Source organism: Hymenobacter sp. UYAg731, assembly GCF_054061335.1.
The window spans coordinates 148,323-173,609 of sequence record NZ_JBSSEC010000001.1 but is presented as its reverse complement, the minus strand read 5'-3'; the positions used below and the strand labels follow the sequence as shown (position 1 = coordinate 173,609).

16 protein-coding genes, 1 tRNA gene and 1 pseudogene are annotated in these 25,287 nt (G+C 60.8%); 4 read left to right on the top strand and 14 right to left on the bottom strand.

The window, feature by feature from the left end; translation table 11 throughout:
- Positions 1-2: 2 nt before the first annotated feature.
- Positions 3-416, bottom strand: a complete 414-nt coding sequence (locus ACVWYF_RS00715) for an START-like domain-containing protein (protein ID WP_457063612.1) — start codon at positions 414-416, stop codon at positions 3-5.
- 132 nt (positions 417-548) lie between these two features.
- On the opposite strand from ACVWYF_RS00715, the gene ACVWYF_RS00710 reads away from it, so the two are divergent.
- Positions 549-622: transfer RNA gene (locus ACVWYF_RS00710), tRNA-Met, on the top strand.
- A 184-nt stretch (positions 623-806) separates the two neighbouring features.
- On the opposite strand, the gene rplT is transcribed toward ACVWYF_RS00710, so the two are convergent.
- The 8 genes and pseudogenes from rplT to ACVWYF_RS00670 all read right to left on the bottom strand — a co-directional run bounded on the left by rplT (position 807) and on the right by ACVWYF_RS00670 (position 12,307).
- Positions 807-1,151, bottom strand: coding sequence for a 50S ribosomal protein L20 (rplT, locus tag ACVWYF_RS00705; RefSeq protein WP_070728591.1), 345 nt, complete (start codon positions 1,149-1,151; stop codon positions 807-809).
- 154 nt (positions 1,152-1,305) lie between these two features.
- Complete coding sequence (gene rpmI / locus ACVWYF_RS00700) at positions 1,306-1,500, bottom strand: 50S ribosomal protein L35 (protein ID WP_046242504.1); 195 nt, start codon at positions 1,498-1,500, stop codon at positions 1,306-1,308.
- Positions 1,501-1,713: 213 nt separating this feature from the next.
- Positions 1,714-2,271: pseudogene (infC, locus tag ACVWYF_RS00695) on the bottom strand (translation initiation factor IF-3); the annotation flags it as partial.
- A gap of 278 nt (positions 2,272-2,549) precedes the next feature.
- Entirely contained in the window at positions 2,550-4,484 is a 1,935-nt protein-coding gene (gene thrS / locus ACVWYF_RS00690) for a threonine--tRNA ligase (protein ID WP_457063611.1), read from the bottom strand.
- A 131-nt stretch (positions 4,485-4,615) separates the two neighbouring features.
- Complete coding sequence (locus ACVWYF_RS00685) at positions 4,616-5,794, bottom strand: tetratricopeptide repeat protein (protein ID WP_457063610.1); 1,179 nt, start codon at positions 5,792-5,794, stop codon at positions 4,616-4,618.
- 23 nt (positions 5,795-5,817) lie between these two features.
- Positions 5,818-6,828 (bottom strand): tetratricopeptide repeat protein, encoded by a 1,011-nt coding sequence (locus ACVWYF_RS00680; protein ID WP_457063609.1) that lies wholly within the window; start codon positions 6,826-6,828, stop codon positions 5,818-5,820.
- A gap of 104 nt (positions 6,829-6,932) precedes the next feature.
- Complete coding sequence (locus tag ACVWYF_RS00675; protein ID WP_457065075.1) at positions 6,933-9,662, bottom strand: DNA gyrase/topoisomerase IV subunit A; 2,730 nt, start codon at positions 9,660-9,662, stop codon at positions 6,933-6,935.
- 713 nt (positions 9,663-10,375) lie between these two features.
- The gene (locus tag ACVWYF_RS00670; RefSeq protein ID WP_457063608.1) at positions 10,376-12,307 is read right to left on the bottom strand and encodes a DNA topoisomerase IV subunit B; all 1,932 of its coding nucleotides are present in this window, start codon (positions 12,305-12,307) and stop codon (positions 10,376-10,378) included.
- Positions 12,308-12,515: 208 nt separating this feature from the next.
- On the opposite strand from ACVWYF_RS00670, the gene ACVWYF_RS00665 reads away from it, so the two are divergent.
- The 3 genes from ACVWYF_RS00665 (at position 12,516) to ACVWYF_RS00655 (ending at position 17,356) form a co-directional block, all read left to right on the top strand.
- On the top strand, positions 12,516-13,712 hold the full coding sequence (locus ACVWYF_RS00665; RefSeq protein WP_457063607.1) for an AI-2E family transporter: 1,197 nt from the start codon (positions 12,516-12,518) through the stop codon (positions 13,710-13,712).
- 134 nt (positions 13,713-13,846) lie between these two features.
- Positions 13,847-15,328, top strand: a complete 1,482-nt coding sequence (locus ACVWYF_RS00660; protein ID WP_457063606.1) for an exonuclease domain-containing protein — start codon at positions 13,847-13,849, stop codon at positions 15,326-15,328.
- A 66-nt stretch (positions 15,329-15,394) separates the two neighbouring features.
- A complete protein-coding gene (locus tag ACVWYF_RS00655; protein WP_457063605.1) occupies positions 15,395-17,356 on the top strand; it encodes a hypothetical protein in 1,962 nt (653 codons plus the stop codon).
- Between the two features lie 84 nt (positions 17,357-17,440).
- Here the strand turns inward: ACVWYF_RS00655 and acs are convergent, their stop codons facing one another.
- The 5 genes from acs to ACVWYF_RS00630 all read right to left on the bottom strand — a co-directional run bounded on the left by acs (position 17,441) and on the right by ACVWYF_RS00630 (position 25,249).
- Positions 17,441-19,354 carry an acetate--CoA ligase gene (acs, locus tag ACVWYF_RS00650; RefSeq protein ID WP_457063604.1) on the bottom strand — a complete coding sequence of 638 codons (1,914 nt, stop codon included), beginning with the start codon at positions 19,352-19,354 and terminating at the stop codon, positions 17,441-17,443.
- Positions 19,355-19,712: 358 nt separating this feature from the next.
- Positions 19,713-21,629, bottom strand: a complete 1,917-nt coding sequence (locus ACVWYF_RS00645; RefSeq protein ID WP_457063603.1) for an AMP-binding protein — start codon at positions 21,627-21,629, stop codon at positions 19,713-19,715.
- An 85-nt stretch (positions 21,630-21,714) separates the two neighbouring features.
- Positions 21,715-22,092 (bottom strand): response regulator transcription factor, encoded by a 378-nt coding sequence (locus tag ACVWYF_RS00640; RefSeq protein ID WP_457063602.1) that lies wholly within the window; start codon positions 22,090-22,092, stop codon positions 21,715-21,717.
- A gap of 15 nt (positions 22,093-22,107) precedes the next feature.
- Positions 22,108-24,915 carry an ATP-binding protein gene (locus ACVWYF_RS00635; protein WP_457063601.1) on the bottom strand — a complete coding sequence of 936 codons (2,808 nt, stop codon included), beginning with the start codon at positions 24,913-24,915 and terminating at the stop codon, positions 22,108-22,110.
- 88 nt (positions 24,916-25,003) lie between these two features.
- Positions 25,004-25,249, bottom strand: a complete 246-nt coding sequence (locus ACVWYF_RS00630) for a hypothetical protein (RefSeq protein WP_457063600.1) — start codon at positions 25,247-25,249, stop codon at positions 25,004-25,006.
- Positions 25,250-25,287 lie beyond the last annotated feature (38 nt).

Here is a 25,287-nt window from a genome sequence, read left to right as displayed (position 1 = left end):
GGTTAGCCGCCCACCTGCTCCCGCAGCTTAGCCACGAGGCCTTCCCACAGCTCATGCTGCTCGGCGGCGTCGTGGCCCGCAGCGTAATCCACCACGCGCAGGTATACTTCGTCCGTCACCTGCGACGAATCGAGGGTAAACTCCAGGAAGTTGGCATCGAGCACCGTCTGCCGGTGGTCGTCGAGGAATACGAAACGCACGGCCTTGTTGAGGCGCTGGCCCGAAATTTCGGCGTAATGGTTGTCATTATCCCAGATAAAATTGAGGCGCTGGCCCTCTACATAACGCACATCGTCGCAAAACCACTGCGAAAGGCCTGAGGCGGTAGCCAGGTAGGGGAAAAGAATCTTGGGTGACGCGTTAATTGGGAATTCCACCACGAAACGCGTTTTGGTTTGAGTATCAGGCAATGCCATAGGACTAAGACGAAGGAAGCCGGGCGCCGCTGGCGTAAAACAGGCGGAACACAGAAGAAATACAGTATTATTTGGCCCAGCACCTTGCTTTAGGGCCTTTTGTAACGTTACCTTTGCACCCACAAAAAACCCGGCGGGGTAGCTCAGCTGGTTAGAGCACAGGATTCATAACCCTGAGGTCGGCGGTTCGAGCCCGCCTCCCGCTACGTCGAAAACCGTTTCAGTTTAATACTGGAGCGGTTTTTTCGTTTCCGGTCCTTCTGGGTCAGCAAATAGCTCGACCTAAAACGGAACGGAAACAACTTAGCGGGCCTGACAGGGTAAGCCCAAAACAAGAAAACGCTGAACCCAAGGGCCAGCGTTTTCTTGGTGGATTGCGCGTAAGAGCAGTTATTTTGCCTTCTCCACGATGCCTTTGAAGGCAGCGGGGTGATTGAGGGCCAAATCAGCCAGCACTTTGCGGTTGAGTTCGATGCCAGCCTTTTTTAGGCCGCCCATCAGCTGCGAGTACGACAGGCCGTGCTCACGGGCACCGGCGTTGATACGCTGAATCCAGAGGGCACGGAATTCGCGCTTCTTTACTTTACGGTCGCGGTAGGCATAGAGAAGACCTTTTTCAACGGCGTTCTTGGCTACGGTCCACACGTTTTTGCGACGGCCATAATAGCCTTTCGCCAAACGCATGATTTTCTTACGGCGGTGGCGCGAGGCCACATGGTTGACACTTCTTGGCATAACCTAGAGAGTTTTTGGCAGCCGGCGACGGGTGAAGGTCTTAAGGCCGGAAGCCTGGTGAAAATTTAGTTGTTGGTTGGTTATTGTCAGTTGTTGGTTTCAAGTATCACCGCCAGCACGAGCTAACAACTGACAATGAGCAACTGACAACGAATCAGATGTTCAACATCTGGCGCACGCGGTTCATGTCGGCGCTGCTCACGAGGCCGGTGTGGGTCAGGCCGCGCTTTTGCTTGGTCGTCTTCTTCGTGAGGATGTGTGATTTGAAGGCGTGCTTCCGCTTCACCTTGCCCGTTCCGGTGAGCGCAAAGCGCTTCTTGGCACCGGATTTCGTCTTTACTTTCGGCATTGTAGTAAGTGTTGGAGGGTTGGTTGTTGATTGTTGATTGCTGACTGACCAGTGGTCGGGAAGCCATCTGCAACCGGGTAAAATCTATTCGGCGGCGTCGGCAGCGGGTGCCGGAACCGTTTCGGAGGTCTGTTCGGTAGCTTCTGCCTTGGGCTCGGCCGGTTTAGGGGCTTTCGGCTTGGCATCGGCGGCAGTTGCGGGCTTGGCGGCGGGCTTCACTACAGCAGCCGCCTTCGGGGCCAGATAGAGGAACATGCGCTTGCCTTCGAGCTTGGGCAGCTGCTCAACTTTGGCGAGGTCCTCAAGGGCCTGGGCAAACTTGAGCAACAGGATTTCGCCGCGCTCTTTGAAGACGATGCTACGACCAACGAAATGCACATAGCTCTTGATTTTCGCGCCTTCGCGCAGAAACTCTTGGGCGTGCTTCACCTTGAAGGCGAAGTCGTGCTCGTCGGTATTGGGACCGAAGCGAATTTCCTTAAGCACGACCTTGGTCTGCTTGGCTTTCAGTTCGCGGGTCTTCTTCTTCTGCTCGTACTTGAATTTCGAGTAGTCGATGACGCGGCAGACGGGCGGAGTGGCAGTGGGCGAAATCTCAACGAGGTCGAGATTTTGGTCCTGCGCCATTTTCCGGGCCTGGTCCGTTGGATAAACACCCTGTTCGACGTTGTCGCCAACGAGTCGTACCTCGCGGGCCAGGATTTTCTGATTGATTTTGAACGGCTCTTCCACCTGCTGGCGGGGCACGTACCGACGATTCGGAGCTGCTATGGTTTGGTCCTCCTGCTAAAAAAGTGGCGGGGAATGAGAGTCTGGGCGGTCTAGGCCAGTTAAGGCCTTGGTATCAAGGGGCAAATATCGGCATTTTTAATTGGAAAGGCAAGGGGGTTGCCCATTGTATTTCCTCAGAGCGCCGAAAAGAACATCCTGCTGAGCGGAGCCAAAACATCTTGCGTGCTTTAGTATACCATTTGATTGAATTACTACTACCCGCGAGATGCTTCGGCTCCGCTCAGCATGACGTTCTTTTTGCTCGTCTCAATACCTGATTAATAGGCTTCTACAATCTGGCTTTGCACGCTCTTCACGAAGTCTTCGATGGGCATCGAACCCAAGTCGCCTTCGCCATGCTTACGCACGGAAATGATGTTATCCTGGGCTTCCTTCTCCCCTACTACCAGCAAATAAGGTAGTTTGGCCATCTCGGCGTCGCGGATTTTGCGGCCGATGCGCTCGTCGCGGGCATCCACGGTGCCGCGTAGGTCGCGCTGCTCCAGTTGTGCCTTCACCTCGTTGGCGTAGTCGATATACTTGTCCGAGATGGGCAGCACGATGAACTGCTCGGGGGTGAGCCAGAGCGGAAAGTTGCCGGCGCAGTGCTCGATGAGCACGGCCACAAAGCGCTCCAGCGAACCGAAGGGGGCACGGTGCAGCATCACGGGGCGCTGCTTGGTGTTGTCGGAGGCCACGTATTCGAGGTCGAACCGCTCGGGCAGGTTATAATCAACCTGGATGGTGCCAAGCTGCCAACGGCGGCCGAGGGCATCGCGCACCATGAAGTCGAGTTTAGGACCGTAGAAGGCAGCTTCGCCAAGCTCGGTAACAGTGGGCAGGCCTTTTTCGGCGGCAGCTTCCTGGATGGCGCTTTCGGCGAGGGCCCAGTTTTCGTCGGAGCCGATATACTTGGTTTTGTTTTCGGGGTCGCGCAGGCTGATTTGGGCCGTGTAGTCTTCGAAACCGAGGTTTTTGAAGACGTAGAGCACTAGGTCAATCACCTTTTTGAACTCCTCTTTCACTTGGTCGGGGCGGCAAAAGATGTGGGCATCGTCCTGCGTGAAGCCGCGTACGCGGGTGAGGCCGTGCAACTCGCCCGACTGCTCGTAGCGGTAGACGGTGCCGAATTCGGCGTAGCGCACGGGCAGGTCGCGGTAGCTGCGGGGCTCGGTTTTATAGATTTCGCAGTGGTGGGGGCAGTTCATCGGCTTGAGGAAGAATTCCTCGCCGGGGTTGGGCGTTTTGATGGGCTGGAAAGAGTCCGCGCCGTATTTTTCATAGTGGCCACTGGTCACGTACAGCTCCTTGGAGCCGATGTGGGGCGTGACAACGGGCTGGTAGCCAGCCTTCACCTGGGCTTTGCGCAGAAACTGCTCCAGGCGCTCGCGCAGGGCGGTGCCTTTGGGCAGCCACAGGGGCAGCCCCGCGCCTACTTTCTCGGAGAAAGCAAACAGCTTCAACTCTTTGCCGAGTTTGCGGTGGTCGCGGCGCTTGGCTTCTTCGAGGCGTTCGAGGTACTCGGTAAGGTCCTTGGCCTTGGGGAAGGTGATGCCGTAGAGGCGCGTGAGCTGCTTGTTTTTCTCGTCGCCGCGCCAGTAAGCGCCGGCCACGTTCATGAGCTTGGCAGCCTTAATGGTAGAGGTATCGGGGATGTGCGGGCCGCGGCAGAGGTCGGTGAAGCCGCCCTGCGTATAGAAGGTGATGTTGCCGTCTTCGAGGCCGTCAATCAGCTCCAGCTTGTAGGGGTCCTGCTTCTCGGTGAAATAGGCGATGGCATCGGCTTTGGAAACATCCTTGCGCTCGTAGCGGCTCTTGTGCTTGGCCAGCTCCAGCATTTTCTTCTCAATTTCGGGGAAGTCTTCGCTGGAAATGCTGCGGCCCTCGCCGAGGTCGACGTCGTAATAGAAACCGTTTTCGATGGCCGGGCCGATGGCCAGCTTCACGCCGGGGTACAGCGCTTCGAGCGCCTCGGCCATGAGGTGGGCTGAGGAGTGCCAGTAGGTGGATTTGCCGGCGGTGTCGTTCCAGGTGAGGATGCTGACAGTGGCATTGTCAGGCAGGGGGCGGTGGAGGTCGCGCACGTCACCGTTCACGGTGACGGCGAGGGCGTTGCGAGCGAGGCCTTCGGAGATGCTGGCGGCTACGTCGTAGCCGGTAGCGCCGTCGGGCAGCTGGCGCTGGGAGCCGTCGGGGAGGGTGATATTGAGCATGAGACTGGGGTAAAAGCGGCCGGAAGGGCCAAGCAAGGCGCAAGTTAGCACTTGTGCCGGGAGGGGCGGTATTTTTTCAGGCAAACTGCGCCTGAAGAATTTCAGCGCTTGTCTACAATCAGCATTTAGGGCTATTGATTCCCCATTACTGAATTCAGCGGCGAAACCGGGGCAATGGGCTCGATGCGGGGCCGGGCCACGGGCCGACGGTAATAATAGCGTGGGGTGGTGCGCAGACTGTCGGGCAGCGAGGCCTGCACGATGCCATTCAGCTTCCAGACTTTAAACGTCCAGTGCGGATTGCCGGGATTTTCGGCCACGAGCAGCCGGTATTGGGCCAGCGCTTCGGGCAGGCGGCGTTGAGTTTCGAGGGCTTCGGCGAGCAGGCCACGGGCTTCGGGCAAACGCGGGTTGCGGCGCAGGGCGCGGGTCAGGTGCTGAACAACGGCAACGGGTTGGCGAGCCTTGGCAGCAGCCAAGCCGAGGCGATAATCGGCCCGATAGGCCGTCGTATCAAGAGCCAGGGCGCGGCGGTAATACCAGAGGGCGCTGTCCGGGCGGCCTTGCAATTCCAGCTGGCGGCCGTAGTCGTAGCGCAACAGGCCGGAGGTGGTATCGAGTTTCATCCCGAGCGCAGCGTAGCGGGCTGCTTCGGCGGGAATGCGCCAGGCATTGAGGAGGAAAGCCAGCTGGTGCAGGATTTCGGGCTCGCGGGGGTCGCGGGCCAGGGCGTCCTGCAAGTACTGCACGGCAGTGCTGGTGTCGGCGGTGGCGGCGTAGGCGAGGCCTTTGTAGAAGAGCGCAGCGGGCTGGTCAGGGTCGAGGCGCAGGGTGCGGTCGAGGTTGTCGAGGGCGGCGGGGTAGTCGCGGGCGGCCAGGTGTGTTTCGCCCACGAACAGCGGCAACTCGGGACCCGAGAAGCCCCGGTCGGCGGCCTGGCGGGCAGCGGCCAGCGCGGCGGGCAGTTGCCCAAGCGCACGGTAGGCCTTGGCCTGAATGAAGTAGAGGTTGCTATTGGAATCGTCTATTTCGAGGGCGGCAGCTACGTCAGTAAGGGCGGCGGTTGGCTGGCCGGCGGCGAGGCGCAGGGTAGCCCGGCGGGCCAGCAGGGCCGTATTGCGGGGCTCGCGGGCAATGGCCCCGTTGAGTTCGTCGGCCTGCACGCGGGGGCCACTCTGCACGGTGGCAAGGTTTACCAGCGTATCGGGCTGCTCGGAAGGTGCAGACTGGCAGGCGGCCACGACCAGGCAGCCCGCCAGCGGCAGCCAACGCGAGGAAAACCGTATCGAAACCGGGAGGCGCATGGTCATGTAAATGCAAAGAAAGCTAGCCGCTACTGCTTGCGGCTGAGGGTATCACGGCGCGTCCGCATGGAGTCAGCCGGGGACTGAATGGCGGGTTTTGGGTTCTTGCCTTCGCGCACCCGGCGTTTCTGGCGGCGGGCATCGGCCCGCACCAGTGGAGGCAGCATTTTGCGACACAAACGACTAATTACCAAGTCTTCACCGGTGATGGTGGGCAAGTGCTCAGCCTCGCGCAACACGGCGATGGCGCGGCGGCGGCGGCCCTGATAAACATACATCCGGGCCAAATCATAGCAAAAAGAAAGATTTTGAGGAGCCAGCTCGCGGGCCTTTTCCAGCGCGGCCATAGCTTCTTTGCTGTCGCCACCGGGAGGTACGCCGCCCAGTACCAGCTTGCTGTACAGGCGTTCGATTACGTTGTAGTGCGCCACGCGGTACTGCCAGCGGCCGCGCAACTGCCAGGTTTCGGGCAGGTCAGGGCGGCGCTCGGTGGCCAGATATACGTGCGAGCGCAGGTCGCTGAAAGCCTTGAGGCGCGCCCCGGCGCGGTATAGCGTGGCCTGGTTGAACAAGGCCAGGGCTACGGCGTAGTTGCTTTCGCCGCCTTCGGGCCGGAGTAGCAGGGCACGGTCGGCATACTGCCGGCCGAGGTCGAAATAAGCTGATTTGCGGGTTTCGTCGGAGTAGCGGGTGCCGATTTTTATGCTTAGCACAGCCGCCTGCCACAAGGCTAGGTAGTGGGTCGGCACCTCTTTCAGGATTTCCTGGTACACGGCCAGGGCTTCGGAATCCTTAAAGCTGTTGACGAGCGCGGCGGCCTGGAATAGCTTGATGCGAACGGCCGGTGGGTCGGCGGGCGGGCCGGCGGGCGGCGCGGCTACCGGTGCGGGATGGGCGGCGGGCTTGGTGAGGCGGGGCCAGATTTGGCCGGCCGCCGGCAGCACCGCCAGGGCACTGAGCAGCACGGCGCTACTCAGCCCACCTCGCCCCCACCGGACTGCCAGCACCAAGCACGACCACCACCGAAACAACACAAGCATAAACGCAAAGAAATGGCGCAAAAGGATTCGGGAACGACGGAATCAAGCGGCGTAGCATCAAACGACCAGCCACCGGGCATCCTTCCGCCGCCCGCCGGGCCGCGCTAAAACAGCCCCAGTTGCGCCTTGGGCCTCTTTAGCAGTTCTTGGGCACGGGCCACTTCCTCGGCGGTTACGCCGACGGGGCCGGCCAGCTCGGGCGGAGCTTCGGTTGCGGTGAGATTCTCGCCGGGCCTGGGAGCGGCGGCGCGCTTTTTCACCTCACGGCGCTGCGGCTCGGGGCCTTCGTCGGTGAGCAGGGCGAGGGCGTGGATTTTGTAGTAGTTGAGCTTGTTGCCCATCGCCTTCCAGCCTTTCACGTCGATAAACTCGTGCAGGGCAATGCTTTCGGTTTCCTTGTCGGCTTTTTTGTCTTTCTGCATTTTCACTTCCACCAGCGGCTCGGGGTTGGCCGTCACAGCCAGCATTTTCGAGCCTTTGGCTTCCGAAATAAAGGTAAAGCGCTTGCCCAGCGTGCTGGTTTCAATTTTGAACCGCTTGACATAGTGGATTTTAGTTTCCCCGTCCAGGTACACCGTCGAGAGCACTGTGTCTGGCTCCAGCTTGCGGAGCAGCACCATGTTGGGCACGTCGAAGTGGATGGCTGGGTCGGGCGCAGTCAGCTCGTAGCTACCGTCCTTGTGTACCAGCAACAGCGCGTTTTCGGTATCGAAGGTGCCCAGGTAGCGGCCGTGGCCGGCGGTGTTGAGGCGGCCCACTACGCTGTCGAAGAACATTTCGCGGCCGCCCAAGGTCGAGTCGCCCAGCGTTTTCTGGGTGATTTTTTTGATGGGCTGCTTGGTTACAATGTTGCCCATCGAGCCCTTGCCCTTGATGCTAAGCTCGGCAAAATCGAAGTCGAACTGCTTCACCCGCGCCGGCGCTTTATCGGACAGCTGAATGCTGACGATTTCGGACTCCGAGTTTGGATTAGCCGTGAGGTAGAGCGTTTTAGTGCCCTTCGTGCCCTTGGTCAGGTCGTAGGCTTTGTCGCGGGTGATGCCCGACACCAGGAAGCGCTTGGCGAAACTGATGCCCGACGCGCCGTCGAGGTACACCATGTTGTACACCAGCCTGTCATCGTTCTTATTGTACACGCCGACGTGCAACACGTCCTTGCCCACAAAGGTCTTCTCGGCAATTTTGGTCACCATAAACGTGCCGTCGCGCTTGATGGCGATGATGTCGTCCAGGTCGGAGCAGTCGCAGATAGTCACCGCGTTTTCGTCCTTTTTCAGGCCGTAGCCCACGAAACCGTCGGCGTAATTCACGTACAGCTTCTGGTTGGCCACGGCCACTTTCTGGGCTGTCACCACATCGAAAGTGCGGAGCTGGGTTTTGCGCTCTCGGCCCGCGCCGTACTTCTTCAGCAGGCCCTCGAAGTAGTTGATGGCGTAACGCGTGAGGTTGGCCAGGTGGTCGGCCACTTCGGCTAGCTCAACTTCCAGCTTTTGCAGGTATTCATCGGCCTTAAAGCCGTCGAATTTCGAGATGCGCTTGATGCGGATTTCGGTCAGGCGCGTGAGGTCGTCCTCTTCAATTGGGCGGCGCAACACGATGCGGGTGTCGTCGGCCCTGGCCTTCTCCCCTTCTATTCGCACGAATTTCTTCAGGCCCTTGTCAATCGTTTCGAGGATTTCGGCCCAGGTTTCGCACTCCTCAATCTTGCGGTAGATGCGGTTTTCGATGAAAATCTTTTCCAGCGAAGCGTTGTGCCACCGCTCCCACAGCTCCTCCTGGCGGATTTCCAGCTCGCGCTCCAGCAGGCGCACGGTGGCTTTGGTGCTCTGGCGCAGCACGTCCTCCACGCCCACGAAGCGGGGCTTGTCGTCGATGATGACGCAGGTGTTGGGCGAGATGCTGATTTCGCAGTCGGTGAAGGCGTAGAGCGCGTCCATGGTCAAATCGGGCGACACGCCGGTGGGCAGCTGCACCTGAATTTCCACGTTGGCCGCCGTGTTGTCGACCACCTTCTTAATCTTGATTTTGTTGGCTTCCGAAGCCTTCACGATGCTCTCCATCAGCGCCGTAGTGGTGGAGCCGTAGGGAATGTCACGGATGATGAGCAGCGTTTTATCAACCTTCTCGATGGTGGCGCGCAGCCGGATTTTGGCTCCGCGCATGCCCGAGTTGTAGTTGGTCACGTCGCACAGCCCGCCGGTCGAAAAGTCCGGAAACAACTGCACCTCGCGGCCCCGCAGCACGTCGATGCTGGCCTTGCACAGCTCGCGGAAATTGTGGGGCATAATCTTGGTGCTCAGGCCCACGGCAATGCCTTCCACACCCTGCGCGAGCAGCAGCGGGAACTTCACGGGCAGCGTGGTGGGCTCGCGCTTGCGGCCGTCGTAGCTGAGCTGCCACTCGGTGGTGTCGGGGTTGAACACGACGTCAAGCGCAAACTTTGAGAGGCGGGCTTCGATGTAACGCGGAGCAGCGGCGCCGTCGCCGGTGCGGATGTCGCCCCAGTTGCCCTGGGTTTCGATGAGCAGGTCTTTCTGGCCCAGGTTCACCATGGCGTCGCCGATGCTGGCATCGCCGTGCGGGTGGTACTGCATGGTCTGGCCGATGACGTTGGCCACTTTGTTGAAGCGGCCGTCGTCCATCTCCTTCATGGCGTGCAGAATGCGGCGCTGCACGGGCTTGAGGCCGTCCTCGATGGCGGGCACGGCGCGCTCCAGAATCACGTAGGAGGCATAGTCCAGAAACCAGTTCTGGTACATGCCGCGCACCGTGGCCACGTCGTGAATGGTTTCGCCGGGGGCGAACTTGGGCTCCTCCTCGGTTTGCTCCTCCACCGGGATGGCTACGGCTGCGGTTGGCTCGGGGCCGAGGCCGCCAAACAAATCGGCGGGCACGGTGGGTAAAGCATCAGCATCTTCGGAAGTAGCGCCTTCGGCCGCGTCCTGCTCGGCGAAACTGATTGGCTCTTCGGCATCGGCATCCGCCGCGGGCGAGAAAGCCGACAAATCAAAGTTCACCGAGTCGCCGGGCTGTAAGAAATCCTGGTCGGGAGCGTCGGAATTGGGAGTATCGAGAGAAGCCACGGGGGAAACGAATGAGGTCGGCGTACTGCCGTCAAAAATACCGGAATCAGCGCGGAGCGCAATAAATTACAATTCCGACCGGGGCCGGAAAGTTCCCAAGATTCTTAGCGAATCCGGGCCAGTGCGGGTGCGTTCTGTCTGACAGCAACACGCCTAAAAAGCCAAATTTCGGCTATTCAATCCCAAAAAACAAGCTAAAAAAACTAGCTGATATTCGTCTTCTTTCCGGTTTCACCGTAGAAGGCGGTAAATCAAATTAACCGGAAAAGAAAAAAGCCCGAACCAAAGGCTCGGGCTTTTCCGTGGAATGTGTCGACTAGTCTACCCCTAGGCGACAGGGCAAACGTACACATAAAAATAATTATTCCCAAACATCAGCCGCTCATTCAGGGAATTTTTACTGCGCCAGTAGTTGAGCTTAACAGCTAATTTTCCAGAAATGAGAATGATATATGGGATTCAGCTTAGGCTAAATCCACTTCGGCCACCTCGGCCACGGGCAGGACATCGGAGGTAATCAGGTCTTTTTCGAGGCGCAGGTTGTCGATGATAAATTCCTGGCGGGCGGGCGTGTTTTTGCCCATGTAGTAGGTAAGCACCTGCTGAATGCTGCGGTCGGACTGCAAAATCACGGGCTCCAGCTTGATGTTTTCGCCGATGAACTTACCGAACTCGTCCGGTGAAATTTCGCCCAGCCCCTTAAAACGGGTGATTTCGGGGTTTTTGCCCAGCTTGCGCATGGCGTGCTGCTTCTCGCTTTCGTTGTAGCAATAGATGGTTTCCTTCTTGTTGCGAACGCGGAAAAGCGGCGTTTCGAGGATGAAAACGTGGCCGTTGCGCACCAAATCGGGGAAGAACTGGAGAAAGAACGTGAGCAGCAGCAGGCGAATGTGCATGCCGTCCACATCGGCATCGGTGGCCACCACCACGCGGTTGTAGCGCAGGTGCTCAATGCCTTCCTCGATGTTGAGGGCATGTTGCAGGAGGTTCAGTTCCTCGTTCTCGTACACGATTTTCTTTTTCAGCCCGAAGCAGTTCAGCGGCTTGCCGCGCAGGCTAAATACGGCCTCCAGCTCCACGTTGCGGCTCTTGGTGATGCTGCCCGACGCGGAGTCGCCTTCGGTGATGAAAAGCGTGGTGAGAAGTTCTTTTTCAGCCCCGTCCTTGGCATTTTCGCCCAGGTGGAAGCGGCAGTCACGCAGCTTGCGGTTGTGCAGGTTGGCTTTTTTGGCGCGCTGGTTGGCGAGTTTTTTCACGCCGGCCATGTCCTTGCGCTCCCGTTCGCTCTGCTCGATGCGCTTGCGCAGGGCTTCGGCCACCAGCGCGTTCTTGTGCAGATAGTTATCGAGGTGCTCCTTGACGAAATCGAGGATGAAGCCGCGTACGGTGGGGCCGTCCTCGCCCATATTCACGCTGCCCAGCTTGGTTTTGGTCTGCGATTCAAACACCGGCTCCTGTACGCGCACCGAAATGGCGGCAATGATGCTGGCCCGGATGTCGGCCGCATCGTAATCCTTCTTGTAGAACTCGCGCACGGCCTTCACCACGGCTTCGCGGAAGGCGGCTAAGTGCGTGCCACCCTGCGTGGTATACTGGCCGTTCACGAAGGAATAATACTCCTCGCCGTAGTCGTTGCCGTGGGTCATGGCCATCTCAATGTCCGGGGCTTTGAGATGGATGATGGGGTAGCGCAGGTGCTCAATATCGGCCTTGCGGGCGAGCAGGTCGAGCAGGCCGTTTTCGGAGTAATACTTCTGGCCGTTGAAGTTGATGGTGAGGCCGGCGTTGAGGTAAACGTAGTTCCAGATTTGATTTTCGAGGTACTCCGGGATGAAGCGGTAGTTCTTAAAAATCGTGTCGTCGGGCTGGAACGTGACGAGCGTGCCGTTGCGCTGGCTGGTTTTGATGGGCTTGAGGTCACTCACCAGATTGCCCTGGGCAAACTCGGCGGCCTTGAGGATGCCCTCGCGCACGCTCTGCACCAGAAAGTAGCCGCTCAGCGCATTCACGGCCTTGGTGCCCACGCCGTTGAGGCCCACGGATTTCTGAAACACCTTGCTGTCGTACTTGCCGCCGGTGTTGATTTTGCTCACCACATCCACCACTTTGCCCAGCGGAATGCCCCGGCCGTAGTCGCGTATCTGCACCCGGCTGTCCGAAATCTTGATATCGATGGTGCGGCCGTGGCCCATTACGTGCTCGTCGATGCAGTTATCCACGACTTCCTTCACCAGCACGTAAATGCCGTCGTCGTAGGCCGAGCCATCGCCGAGCTTGCCGATGTACATGCCGGGCCGCAGGCGAATGTGCTCGCGCCAGTCCAGCGAGCGAATACTGTCTTCGTTGTAGCCGTGGTCGGCCGCGGCCGGGGCGAGCGGTAATTCTTCGTCGTTCATCTAAAAAAATCCGTAAGGAGGGCAGTTCTGGGGTAAAATAACGCAGAAAACAGCGGCGTGGCAAGCCGCCGGTTGCCAGTGAGCTTAGCCAGACCCGCCAAATTATTTAGCTTCCAACAGCACCGCCGCCGTCCGGGTTCACGCGCCTGGGGGCTGGCGGCCCGCTTTTCTCTCCCTTTCTCCCCTACTTGGTTTTCGCTTGATTACTATGTTTCCCCGTCCCAATACCATCAACCAGCCGCGCAACCTGCCCTCCCCGACGCAAAACCACGCGCCGGCCGAGGTGAAGCAGTCGCCGATTATTCACTACACGTTTCTGCTGATTGGGCTGTCGCTTCTGGTGTTCGTGCTGCGCAAACTGGATGGCGTGCTGCTGCCCATTCTCTTCGCCGGGCTGCTCTCGGTGCTGCTGCTGCCGCTGGTGGCGCGGCTGGAAAAGTGGAAATTTCCGCGCATCTGGGCCATTATTGTCACGCTGCTGCTGCTAACGGCGGCGCTCACGGGCCTGTTTTACCTGTTTGGCACGCAGCTGCTAACGTTGCGCGACGAGCTGCCCAAGCTTCAGGCGAAGTCGCTGGTGTACTTCGACCAGATTCAGCAATGGGCCAGCGCGAAGTTCGGCTACCAGCCCATGAGCAAGGAAGAGCTGATTGATTCCTCCATGAAATCGGTGAAGAAATCGGCGGGCGGCTACCTGGGCTCTACGCTCAGCATGACGGCTACCGTGCTGAGCGTGACCACCCTGATTCCGATTTACATCTTCTGCTTTTTGTATTACCGCGACCACATGCGGCAGTTCATGTTCCGCTTCGTGGCCCCCGACAAGCGCACCACCGTGCTCCACACCATGGATAATATCCAGACCGTGGTGCAGGCGTATATTCAGGGGCTGCTCACGGTGATTGTGGTGGTGTCGGTGCTGAATGCTATTGGCTTGCTGCTGCTAGGGGTGAAATTCGCCATTTTCTTCGCCGTGTTCGCTTCGATACTGGCCGTCATTCCCTACATCGGCATCATGGTGGGCTCGGCCATTCCGGCGCTGGTCACGCTCGTCGAAACCGGCTCGCCGGGCAAGGCGGCGGCCGTAGTGGGCGTGTTTATGTTCGTGCAGTTTCTAGAAGGCAACTTCATCACGCCCATGATTACGGGCTCCAAGGTGAGCATCAACCCGATGGCCGCCATTATCGCCCTGATTCTGGGCGGCGAGCTGTGGGGCACGCCGGGCATGATTCTGAGCATCCCGCTGATTGCGGTGTTGAAAGTAGTATTCGATGCCAGCAAAGTCACCGAGCCCTGGGGCTTCCTGCTCGGCGACGTGACCGACGGCGAGGACGTCCAAAACGATAAATCGGACGACCAGTCGGGCTTTTTTGCCAAGGCGTGGCGCATGATAAAGCGGATGTGAAATAGTGGTTAGTGGTTAACGGTTAGTGATTAGTGATTAGCCGACGCAGTCATTAACCGCTAATCACTAAAAAAGCAACCTTCTACTGGGCTAAGTTTGTTAGCTTTCCTTACGACCACCTTCTGTGCCGCGCTTTGTACGCCATTATCGACCTTGAAACCACCGGCGGGCAGCCCACTCAGGACCGCATCACCGAAATAGCCATTTACATTCACGACGGGGAGAAGATTGTGGACGAATACGCTACGCTGCTCAACCCCGGCCGGGGCATTCCGCCGTTCATCACCCAGCTCACGGGCATCACCAACGATATGGTGTCCGACGCGCCCAAGTTCCACGAAGTGGCCCGCAAGGTGGTGGAAATGACCGAAGGCTGCGTGTTCGTGGCCCATAACGTGCGCTTCGACTACTCGTTTCTGAAGAAGGAGTTTGCCGACCTGGGCTACAACTACTCGCGCAAAACGCTATGCACCGTGCGGCTCTCGCGCAGCCTCATTCCGGGCCAGCCCAGCTACAGTTTGGGCAAGCTGTGCCAGAACATCGGCATCCCGCTCGAAGGCCGGCACCGCGCCGCCGGCGATGCCCACGCCACGGCCCTGCTCTTCGGCAAGCTCCTTAAAATCACCAGCGAAAGCGAAGACCTGCCCCACGGCACCGACACCAGCCACACCCTGGCCCGCGTAGATGCCCTGGCCCCCAGCGGCCAAGCGGCCAGCGCCAAAAAGCCCTCGCCCAAGCGCGTGGCCGCCGTGCAAACGGCCATCCGCGAGGCGCTGATGCCGCCGCTACTGCCGGCCTCGGTGGTGGCCAGCCTGCCGCAGGCCACAGGCGTGTACTATTTCCACAACGAGGCCGGGGAGGTAATTTACGTGGGCAAGTCCATTAATATATATAAACGCATTCAGCAGCACTTTGCCATCGATGTGAAGTCGCGCAAAAGCCTGGAATTCAAGAATTCCATTGCCGACATTACGTGGGAGCTGACGGGCTCGGAGCTGGTGGCGCTGCTCTACGAGTCGCACCTCATCAAGCAGATGAAGCCGGCTTACAACCGGGCGCAGCGACGCTCGGTGTTTCCGGCGGGCATCTACCTGCGCGTGGATGAGCAGGGCTACAAGCGCCTGGCCTACGGCCGCGCCGATGCCCGCAATGCCGAAATTCCCATCATTGCGCTCGGCAACCAGTATAAGGCGCAGGGCTTTCTGTACCACAAAGTGGCCAAGTACAACCTCTGCCAGAAGCTGTGCGGGCTGTATAAAACGCCGGGCGGGTGCTTTGACTTCCAGGTGCATCGCTGCCTGGGGGCCTGCGTGGGCCAGGAGCCGCCGGAGAGCTACAACCTGCGCGTAGATGAGGCCATCGACAGCATCAGCTATGAACACGAGTCGTTTGTGGTCATCGGGCCGGGCCGCACGGAGCTGGAGAAAACCATTGTGCTGGTGGAAAACGGGCGCTACCAGGGATTTGGGTACGTCGATGAGACATTTACGGCGCGCAAGCTGGCCGATTTTCGCGATGCGATTAAGCCCTATACTGACAACAAGGACATCCAGCAGATTATCCGCAACCACTTGCGTACCAAACGCAAGGGCGAACGAGTGAAGGTATTTGGATGATTCGGAGGCGTGGTGGGGATTTTTCTACATTTACGCGAGTAAATCATCCCTTTCCCCCACCTCGTTATGAAACACTTCTTCCATAGTTTGCTTGCGGCCGGTCTGTTGCTGGCAGCGGCACCCGCCGCGCAGGCCCAACTGAGCGGCATTAAAACCATCAACCCGGCCGGCACGGGAGCCAACAACTTCGCCACCTTCACGGCGGCCGTCACGGCACTGAACGCCAATGGCGTGGCGGCCGGCGGCGTCACGTTCGAAGTGCAGAGCGGAGCCGTATTTGATGAAGTGGTGCCTGCCCTCACGGCCAGTGGCACGGCGGCGGGACCTATTCGCTTTCAGCGCATCGGGAGCGGGGCCAACCCCAAAATCCAGGGTACGGGCACCGGGGCCACCGACGCGGCCCTGACGTTGGACGGGGCCGACTACGTTCAGTTTGTCTTCATTGACATCGAAGACAAGGCCGCCAATACCACGGCCGCCCAACAGCTGGAATACGGCGTGTTGCTGCAAAACGGGGCCACCCACAATTCTTACGGGGCCGCAACCATTGCCCTGAACCGGGCCAACACCAACCGCACCAACGGCGTGGCCCTGCTAAACGGGGGCAACGACCAGAATGCTTTTTTAAGCCTCACGGTACAAAATTGCGCTTACGGCTACGATTTAGAAGGCACCACCGCCCTCGCCGACGATGGCACCTCGATTCGGCCGGGCGTGGGCCAGCCGGGAAGCCTTATGCCCAGCCGGGTGCTGAGTATCGGTGTGCCGCCCACCGGCACGCCGGGGGGCATCGCCTTCGCTACTTACGGCATCTACCTTAAATCGCAAACTAACGCGCTGGTGTTTGACACCGAAATCAGCGGCGTGACGGGCACCGGCGGCACCTACGGCATCTATTCCACCGGCACCACCAACAGCGTGGAGGTCACCGATTGCCGGGTGCATGGCCTGAGCGGCAGCGGCAGCACCGGCATCGTGATGGGTCTGTACGTGGCCAGCGGTGCTACCCACCGCTTCCTGCGCAACCGCAGCTACGACATTGAGGCGTTGGGGACCAGCGGCTTCGCGGCGGGCTTTGACATCACGGGCGGCACCACGAATTACCTGGCCAATAACATGGTGTACGACGTGCGGGCGGCGGCCAGCGGCGCGGGCACGTCGGTGCGGGCCTTCAGCTTCCGGGGTGGAAATAACTATGCCTATCACAACACGGTGGTGCTAACCTACGCGGCCACCAACCCGGCCAATAAGAGCGGGGCGCTCTATATGTCGGGCTCGCCGACGGTGGACTTGCGCAACAATATTTTCGTGAATCTGGTGAGCGGGCTGGCCAGTGGCGGTGGCGGCATCGCGGCGGCTTTCTTCAAGAATAACACCGTCACGACCAGCGTGGCGGCTGGCTCCAACAACAACATCTACTACGCCGGCCCGCCGTCGGCCGAGAAGCTGATTTTCTACGGTGCTCTCGTGGGCACCACCCCAGCGGCCCTCGACCAGACGCTGGCCCAGTACCAGACCCGCTTCGCCACGGTGGAGCAGGCTTCGCTCACGGAACTGCCGCCCTTCGTGAATGCCACCACCAACCCGCACCTGCTGGCCGGGCAGCCCACCCGCGCCGAGGGCGGCGGCCTGCCTCTGGCCGCCACGCCCCTGCCCGTGCCCACCGACCTCGACGGCGACACCCGCAACGCCACCCGCCCCGACATCGGAGCCGACGAAGGCAGCTTCACGCCGCTGGCCGTGCGGGCCGGGCTGCTGGTAGACCTGACGGCCGCAGTGGCCCCGAACCCGGCCGGGCGCGGCACGGCCCCGGTTCTCTACCTGACCGGCCCGGCCCGGCTGCTTTCGCTGACTTTGACGGATGCGCTGGGCCGCGCCGTGCTGCCAGCCCAGACGGTGCGCCACGCGGCGGGCTCCGAAATGCTGCCGGTGGGCCGGGCCGCCGGCCTGGCACCCGGCATCTACGTGCTGCGCCTGCGCGACCAGGCCACGGGAGCCGCGCTCAGCCGTCGGCTGGTGGTGGAGTAGAATCAGCTTTGTTTGAGGCCCGTGGGGCATAAAAAGGGCGGCCCCGGATACTCCGGGGCCGCCCTTTTTGGTAGCGAGTACCGGCTACTTCTTGCCGGCCAGAATCTCGTCCACCACCAGCGGGTCGAGGAGCGTCGTCACGTCGCCAAGGTTCGAGGTTTCGCCTTCGGCTACTTTGCGCAGGATGCGGCGCATGATTTTGCCGGAACGGGTTTTGGGCAGGCCCGATACGATTTGAATCTTGTCGGGCTTGGCGATGCGGCCGATGGCGGCCACCACGGCTTCGATGATGCTGGCTTCGGTCATTTGCAGGTCAAGGTCGGTGGTGGGCACGCCGTTGCGGCAGATGACATAGGCGTAGATGCCCTGACCTTTCACGTCGTGCGGGTAGCCCACCACGGCGCTTTCCACCACGTAGTCGCTCTGGTTGATGGCGTTTTCGATTTCGGCGGTACCGAAGCGGTGGCCGCTCACATTGATGACGTCATCGACGCGGCCGATGATGCGGTAAAGGCCGTTTTCGTCGCGCCGGGCCCCGTCGCCGGTGAAATAGTAGCCGGGGTAGGGCGTGAAATAGGTTTGGCGGGCGCGCTCGTGGTCGCCCCAGGTGGTGCGGATGACGCCCGGCCAGCTGGCTTTTATTGCTAAATAACCTTCCTGGTCGTTGCCTTCAATTTCGGTACCGTCCTGGTTCAGGAGCACGGGCTGCACGCCGGGCAGCGGCAGGCCGGCGCGGGCGGGCACGCTGGGCGTGATGCCGGCCATCGCCGAAATCATGATGCCGCCGGTTTCGGTCTGCCACCAGGTGTCCACGATGGGGCAGCGGCCTTTGCCGACGTGCTGGTGGTACCAGTGCCAGGCCTCTTCGTTGATGGGCTCGCCCACGGAGCCGAGGATGCGCAGGCTGCTGAGCGAGTAGGCCAGCACGTTATCAATGGGCGTGGCCATGAGGCTGCGGATGGCGGTGGGCGCGGTGTAGAAAATGGTAACGTGGTGCTTGTCAATCACCTCCCAGAAGCGGCCCGGCGAGGGGAACGTGGGCACTCCCTCGAACAGCAGCGTAGTGCTGCCGGCCAGCAGCGGGCCATACAGGCCGTAGGTATGGCCCGTGACCCAACCGATGTCGGCGGTACACCAGTACATGTCGTTTTCCTCCACCTGAAACACGTTGCGGAAGGTGTAATCGGCCCAGACCATGTAGCCGGCCTGGGTGTGGACTACCCCTTTGGGCTTGCCGGTGCTGCCGCTGGTGTAGAGGATGAAGAGCGGGTCTTCGGCGGCCATTTCCTCGGCGGGGCAGTCGTTGGAGACGCTTTTTACTTCATCGTGATACCACACGTCGCGGCCTTCTTTCATTTGCACGGGCCAGCCGGTGTGCTCCACCACGATGACGCGGCGCACCGAGGGGCACAGCTCCAGGGCTTCATCGACCACGCTTTTCACCGGGATTTGCTTCGCGCCCCGGTTCAGGCCGTCAGCGGTGAGGACGAAGGCGGCGTCGGCGTCGTTGACGCGGTCGGCAATGGCGGTGGCCGAAAAGCCAGCAAAAATGACCCCGTGTACCGCCCCGATGCGGGCGCAGGCCAGCACGGCAATGGCTAGCTGCGGAATCATGGGCAGATAGAGGACTACGCGGTCGCCCTTCGTCACGCCGTTTTGCTTGAGCACGTTGGCGAACTGGCACACCTGCTGGTGCAGCTCGCGGTAGGTGAGGCGCAGGTGGCGGGTTTTGGGGTCGTTGGGCTCAAAAACGATGGCGAGTTTGTTGGCCCGCTGGTCGAGGTGGCGGTCGAGGCAGTTTTCGGTGATGTTAAGGGTGGCCCCGGCGAACCAGGTGCTCTCGCCGGCGGGCGAAAACTCGCCGCCGCGCACGGTGTCCCACTTTTTGCGCCAGGTGAAGGGCTCGGCCGCGGCGGCCCAGAAGGCATCGGGGTCTTCGACGGACTGCTTATAGTCGGCGTGGTATTCTTCGAGCGTGCGGGTGCGAATGGCGGACATTTCTTTGAGTTAAGAGTTGGGAGTTTTGAATTATGAGTTGGTGGGTGGCAAGGAATCGGGGCTTAAACCGAATTAAATTCTATTCGGGTCGTATTAACTCATACTCGTGTAGAATTAATTTATAATTATAATTAATTAAATCCTACTTAAGCGCATTAATAGCATCTCTGGCCGAACTTATTCATACTCTACGTTAATTTATTTATACTCAGGAGAAATAAATCGGTGTTCGGGGCTTATTAATGGCTGGGGGCGGTGGACGTAGGGTGCGGGGCTTGCCCCCACCCGTCGTTGAACGGTTGGGATGGCAGTCGTTCAACGACGGGCGGGGGCAAGCCCCGTACCCAACAGCAACGGCTCATATCTTTTCAAAAGCGGCTCCAAGCTTGCGCCGTTGCAGGCCGGCGCGGATTTCATCCAGAATCAGCGGGTCGTCGATGGTGGCGGGCAGGGGGAAATCTTCGCCGTCGGCGAGCTGGCGCAGGGTTTTGCGGAGAATTTTTCCGGAGCGGGTTTTGGGCAGGCGCTTTACCACGAGCGCGGCGCGGAAGCAGGCCAACGCCCCGATTTGGGCACGCACGGCGGCAATCAGCTCTTTTTCGAGTTGCTCCTCTCCTATCGTCTGGCCGTCTTTGAGCACTACGAGGCCAACGGGGACCTGGCCGCGTAGCGGGTCGGCGATGCCGAGGACGGCGCACTCGGCCACGGCCGGGTGGGCGGCCAGGATTTCTTCGATTTCGCCGGTGCTGAGGCGGTGGCCGGCCACGTTGATAACATCATCGACGCGGCCCATGATATAGGTGTAGCCTTCCGAGTCGCGGTAGCCACCGTCGCCGCTGAGGTAGTAGCCGGGGTACGGGGCCAGGTAAGCTTCGTGGAAGCGGGCATCGTCGTGCCAGAGCGTGGGGAAGCAGCCGGGGGGCAGCGGCAGCTTCACGGCTACCAGGCCGGTGGTGCCGGACGGCACGGGTGCGCCGGCCTCGTCCAGAATCTGAATATCGTAGCCGGGCACGGGGTGGCCGGCGCTGCCGGCGCGGGGCGCGGGCATGCCTTCGAGTCCGACTAATGTGGCTAGCATGGGCCAGCCGCTTTCGGTTTGCCACCAGTGGTCGATGACGGGCACGCCCAGCAGGTGGCCGGCCCAGGCGTAGGTGGCGGGGTCGCAGCGCTCGCCGGCCAGGAAAAGGTGGCGCAGGCTGCTCAGGTCGTATTTCTTCGCCAACAGCCCGTCGGGGTCTTCCTTTTTGATGGCCCGCATGGCGGTGGGGGCCGTGAACAGGACGTTGACTTTGTACTGCTCCACAATGCGCCAGAAGGTGCCGGCATCGGGCGTGCGGACAGGCTTGCCCTCAAACAAAATGGTGGTGCAGCCGCGCAGCAGCGGCCCGTAGACGATGTAGGAACTGCCCACGGCCCAGCCAATATCAGAGGCCGAAAAAATGACTTCGCCGGGCGCGAGGTCGTATACGGTTCGCATGCTGAAGAACAGGGCCACGGCATGGCCGCCGTGGTCGCGCACCACGCCCTTGGGCCGGCCGGTGGTGCCGCTGGTGTAGAGGATGTAGAGCGGGTGGGTGGCGGGCACCGGCACGGCGGGTACGGGTTCATGCCAATACAGCTTATAGAATTCAACATCGCGGCCGGGCTGCATTTCAGCGGTCGCAAACCGGCGCTGATGAACCACTACGTGAGCTGGTTTATGCGTGGCCATTTCAATGGCTTCATCCACCAAAGGCTTGTAGGGAATCACGCGGTCGAACTCCATGCCGCCCGAGGCGCAGATGAGAACTTTGGGCTGGGCATCATCGATTCTGACCGCTAACTCGTGCGATGCGAAGCCCCCGAACACCACCGAGTGAATAGCCCCAATGCGGGCGCAGGCTAACATGGCAATGACGGCTTCGGGTAAATTGGGCATGTAAATAATGACCCGGTCGCCCATTTCAACGCCCAACGTGCGTAAGCCAGCGGCAAAGCGCGCCGTGAGATTTAATAGCTGGGCATACGTATAGGTGCTGACGGTACGCGTCACGGGCGAGTCGTAGATGAGGGCCGGCTGGTCGGCGCGGCCCTGCGCCACCTGCCAGTCGAGGCAGAGGAAGCTGGTGTTCAACTCGCCCCCCTTGAACCAGCGATAGAAGCCGTTGGCATCCTGGCTGAGGGGTTCGGTGGGCTTTTTATCCCAGTGCAGGTGGGCGGCCTGGGCGGCCCAGAAACCGGCCGGGTCGGCCAGGCTGGCGGCGTGGGTAGCGGCGTAGGAGCAGGCGGGTTTCATAGCGGGTGGGATGTAGCGCGGACTCTGAGAGTCCGCGCGTTTGAAGTATCGTTCGGGCGCGGACTCGCAGAGTCCACGCTACAATTCACGCGGCCACGCCCAGCAGCTCGCGCACCTTTTCCATGAGCTGGCGGGTGCTGAACGGCTTGGGAATGTATAAATCGGCCCCGGCTGCATAGCCTTTTTGCACATCGGCTTCGCGGCTTTTGGCCGAGAGGAAAATGACTTTGGTGCCGGCGCGGTCGGGGCGCTGGCGAAGCTGCTGGCACACTTGCAGGCCGTCGACGTCGGGCATCATAACATCCAGTAAAATGAGGTCGTAGGGGGTTTGGTCGATGGCAGCCAGGGCCTCGGTGCCGTTGCGGGCAATACCAACCTGGAAGCCGTTTTTGCGCATCAGAAATTCGAGAGACATGACAATGTTGGGCTCGTCGTCAACAATCAGGATGTGGGGCGTTTTCATGGGGAAAGGACTATATCAGCCAGAAAGCGAAGGCAAGTACAGGACTGAGGCGGGCGCGGGCACCGACAGGGGCAACTCGATAAAGAAGCGGGCACCATGCTCCAGGCTGCTCTCGACCCAAATGCGGCCGTGGTGCAGCTCCACAATTTTGCGGGTAATTGCCAGGCCCAGGCCCGTGCCTTCGGGCTTGCGGGTGGTCTGGTGCTGGGCTTGGTAAAACTTGTCGAAAATGAGGTGCTGAGCGGCGGGCGAGATGCCCCGGCCATTGTCTTCCACGCAGAGCAGGAGCGCGTCGGCGGTGGGCCAGGCCAGTACCGCGATGCGGCCCTGGCCGTCGGGCCGGCAGGCCTTTATGGCGTTTGAGAGGAGGTTGACGAGGACCTGCATCAGACGGTCGCGGTCAGCGTAGAGCACGGGCAGGTCGGCGGGCACGTCGACGTGCAGGGCAATGTGCTTGTCGCGCAGAAGTTGCCCCACGGCCTCAAGGGCTTCGGCCACCAGTTCGGCCACGGGCACGGGAGCGCGGTCCAGGGTGGCCTGGCCGCTTTCGAACTTCTCCAAATCGAGGACCAAGGAAATGAGGCGGGTGAGGCGTTCGGCCTCGCGGCCAATGGTGAGCTGGAAACGCTGCTGCTCCTCGACCTCCAAATCGGGGTTGTCGGCCAGGATTTCGGCCAGGGCGCGGATGCTGGTGAGCGGCGTGCGCAGCTCGTGCGTCACGGTATAAAGGAATTCGTCCTTGCGGTGGTCGAGGGCCTGGAGCTGGTCGTAGGCGGCGCGCAACTCGTCGGTGAGGCGCTGGAGCTGGCGGCTCTGCTTCTGGAGTTGGCGGTTGGCTTCGAGCAATTGCTGGCTTTCCTTGAGAATACCCACCACGCTGTCGTAGCTGATTTGCTCGGCCCCGGCCACCGAGGCCACCAGCATGCGGGCGCTGGCCGGGCCGAGACTGCCGGCCAGCAGCTTCTCGGCGTAGGTAAGCAGGCGCGGGTCGGCGGCATTCGGGGACTGATGCTCGGTACCTGGGACCTGGTCACCGGGGTTTTCGGGCGGTAGCGCGCCGGGGAAGCGGGTGGCGAAGGTGCGCAGGGCCTGGTTGGTGCGCTTTTTTCCGAGGAAGCCGAGCAGCAGGGCGCGCACGTCGGGAAACGGGGTGCGGCCCTGCCAGCCAGCTACTTCTTCGGCCAGACTGCGGCGCGTGAACACGTCCACGAACACATCGGCCTGCCGCAACTCCAGCGCCGTGGGCGGCCAGGCCAGCGAGAGGCCCACGTAGAAACCGATGTTAAAAAACCAGCTCCAGAACAGCCCGTGCGAGAGGTAATCCAACCCTTCGAGCCCAAACAGCGCAAACGGCCGCAAGCCGCTGATGCCGCCCACGCCCTCGGTCAGAATGGATTCGGGTAGTCGGCCTGGCCCGGTCAGGGTGGGTAGCACCAGCGTGAAAAACCACATCGCAAAGCCCACCAGCAGCCCCACGGTGGCCCCGCGCCGGGTGCCGCCCTTCCAGTACAGGCCGCCCAGCACGGCCGGCACGAACTGCGCCACCGCCGCAAAGGAAACCAGGCCGGTATTCACCAGCGGTAGGGTTTTGCCCACTTCGGCGTAGTAGCCATAGGCCAGCAGCAGCACCAGCACCACGGCCAGGCGGCGGCTTTCGAGGGCCACGCGGCCCAGGTAGGCGAACCAGCGCGTCTGCCCCTCGGGCCGGGCCGAGGGCACGCGCACCAGCAGCGGCATGAGCAGGTGGTTACTCATCATCACGCTCAGGGCAATGGTTTCAACGATAATCATGCTGCTGGCTGCCGACAAGCCGCCCAGGTACGTGAGCAGGGCCAGCCACGAATGCCCCGCCGCCAGCGGCAGGGCCAGCACGTAGGTATCGGCATCAATACCGCTGTGGCCCAAGCGCAACATCCCGCCGAACGCCACCGGCAGCACGAATAAATTAATGATAATAAGGTAGAGCGGAAACAGCCACATGGCCTTGCGCAAGTGGTTTTCGTCCACATTCTCCACCACCGTAACCTGGAATTGCCGGGGCAGTAGCAGGATAGCCGACATGCTCAGGACCAGCAGCGTGAACCACTCGGCCCCGCCCGTGCCCGAGCCGCGCAGCGTGAACAGCTGCCGCAGCGCCGGCACCGCCGCCGCCTGGTCGAACACGTCGGCAAAGCCGTGAAACAGCCCGAACGTGACGAACAGGCCCAGCACCAGAAATGCTACCAGCTTCAGCACGCTTTCCACGGCCACAGCCAGCACAATGCCCTCGTGCCGCTCCGTAGCCTCCACCGAGCGCACCCCGAACAGGATGGTGAATACCGCCAGCGCGCCCGTGGTGTAGAGGGCCGTGGTATCGGCCGCCCCGCCCACGCCCGCCCCGCTCCCGGTCAGGGTCACGAAGGAGGCCGCGATGGCTTTGATTTGCAAGGCGATGTAAGGCACGATGCCCAGCACGCACACCACCGTGACGAGCGCGCCCAGCGCTGCGCTCTTGCCGTAGCGAGCCGAGATAAAATCGGCAATGGAGGTGAGCCGCTGCTGCCGGCTTACGCGGATAATCTTGCGCAGTACCAGCCACCATACCGGGGCCAGCAGCGTAGGCCCCAGGTAGATGCCCACGAACTCCAGCCCGTTGTACGCGGCGCGGCCCACCGAGCCGTAGTACGTCCAGGCGGTGCAGTACACGGCCATGCTCAGGGCGTAAACGTAAGGGTTGCTCACCAGGCTTTTCCGGGCTGCTGAGCGCCGCTCAGCGGCGTAGGCCACGCCAAAAAGCAGGACCAGGTAGCCGAACGAAAAGCCGATGACGAGCAGCTTGGACATGGGGAATGGACAGGTATTCTGTTTTAAAAGAACATCATTTTTCGACTGCGCTCAGCACGACATTCTAATGGCTGTATACAGTTTTCACTCACACCTTCTTCTCGCGCACCAGATACCCCGTCAGCCCTACCAGCAAACACCACGTCAGCAGCACGTACAAATACAGCACCGGCACCCCGCCCACGCGCCCGTCGTGGTCGAACACGGCGAGCAGGGGGAAATTGAGCAGCACGCCAAACAGCACGGCCAGGAACAGCAGCCGGTGGCCCCGGCGCGACTCGGATTGTTCAGGATGGGGACGGATGGGCACGGGGAATCTGGGGTTGGCAGGCATGGCGGCAGGCGTTCAGGTAACGCTGCCAATCTAAGCAA

What these genes read in the sequence shown, in the direction of transcription:
- ACVWYF_RS00715 (WP_457063612.1), bottom strand. Translation starts at nt 416, where the DNA reads ATGGCATTGCCTGATACTCAAACCAAAACGCGTTTCGTGGTGGAATTC.
- rplT (WP_070728591.1), bottom strand. Translation starts at nt 1,151, where the DNA reads ATGCCAAGAAGTGTCAACCATGTGGCCTCGCGCCACCGCCGTAAGAAA.
- rpmI (WP_046242504.1), bottom strand. Translation starts at nt 1,500, where the DNA reads ATGCCGAAAGTAAAGACGAAATCCGGTGCCAAGAAGCGCTTTGCGCTC.
- thrS (WP_457063611.1), bottom strand. Translation starts at nt 4,484, where the DNA reads ATGCTCAATATCACCCTCCCCGACGGCTCCCAGCGCCAGCTGCCCGAC.
- ACVWYF_RS00685 (WP_457063610.1), bottom strand. Translation starts at nt 5,794, where the DNA reads ATGACCATGCGCCTCCCGGTTTCGATACGGTTTTCCTCGCGTTGGCTG.
- ACVWYF_RS00680 (WP_457063609.1), bottom strand. Translation starts at nt 6,828, where the DNA reads ATGCTTGTGTTGTTTCGGTGGTGGTCGTGCTTGGTGCTGGCAGTCCGG.
- ACVWYF_RS00670 (WP_457063608.1), bottom strand. Translation starts at nt 12,307, where the DNA reads ATGAACGACGAAGAATTACCGCTCGCCCCGGCCGCGGCCGACCACGGC.
- ACVWYF_RS00665 (WP_457063607.1), top strand. Translation starts at nt 12,516, where the DNA reads ATGTTTCCCCGTCCCAATACCATCAACCAGCCGCGCAACCTGCCCTCC.
- ACVWYF_RS00655 (WP_457063605.1), top strand. Translation starts at nt 15,395, where the DNA reads ATGAAACACTTCTTCCATAGTTTGCTTGCGGCCGGTCTGTTGCTGGCA.
- acs (WP_457063604.1), bottom strand. Translation starts at nt 19,354, where the DNA reads ATGTCCGCCATTCGCACCCGCACGCTCGAAGAATACCACGCCGACTAT.
- ACVWYF_RS00645 (WP_457063603.1), bottom strand. Translation starts at nt 21,629, where the DNA reads ATGAAACCCGCCTGCTCCTACGCCGCTACCCACGCCGCCAGCCTGGCC.
- ACVWYF_RS00640 (WP_457063602.1), bottom strand. Translation starts at nt 22,092, where the DNA reads ATGAAAACGCCCCACATCCTGATTGTTGACGACGAGCCCAACATTGTC.
- ACVWYF_RS00635 (WP_457063601.1), bottom strand. Translation starts at nt 24,915, where the DNA reads ATGTCCAAGCTGCTCGTCATCGGCTTTTCGTTCGGCTACCTGGTCCTG.
- ACVWYF_RS00630 (WP_457063600.1), bottom strand. Translation starts at nt 25,249, where the DNA reads ATGCCTGCCAACCCCAGATTCCCCGTGCCCATCCGTCCCCATCCTGAA.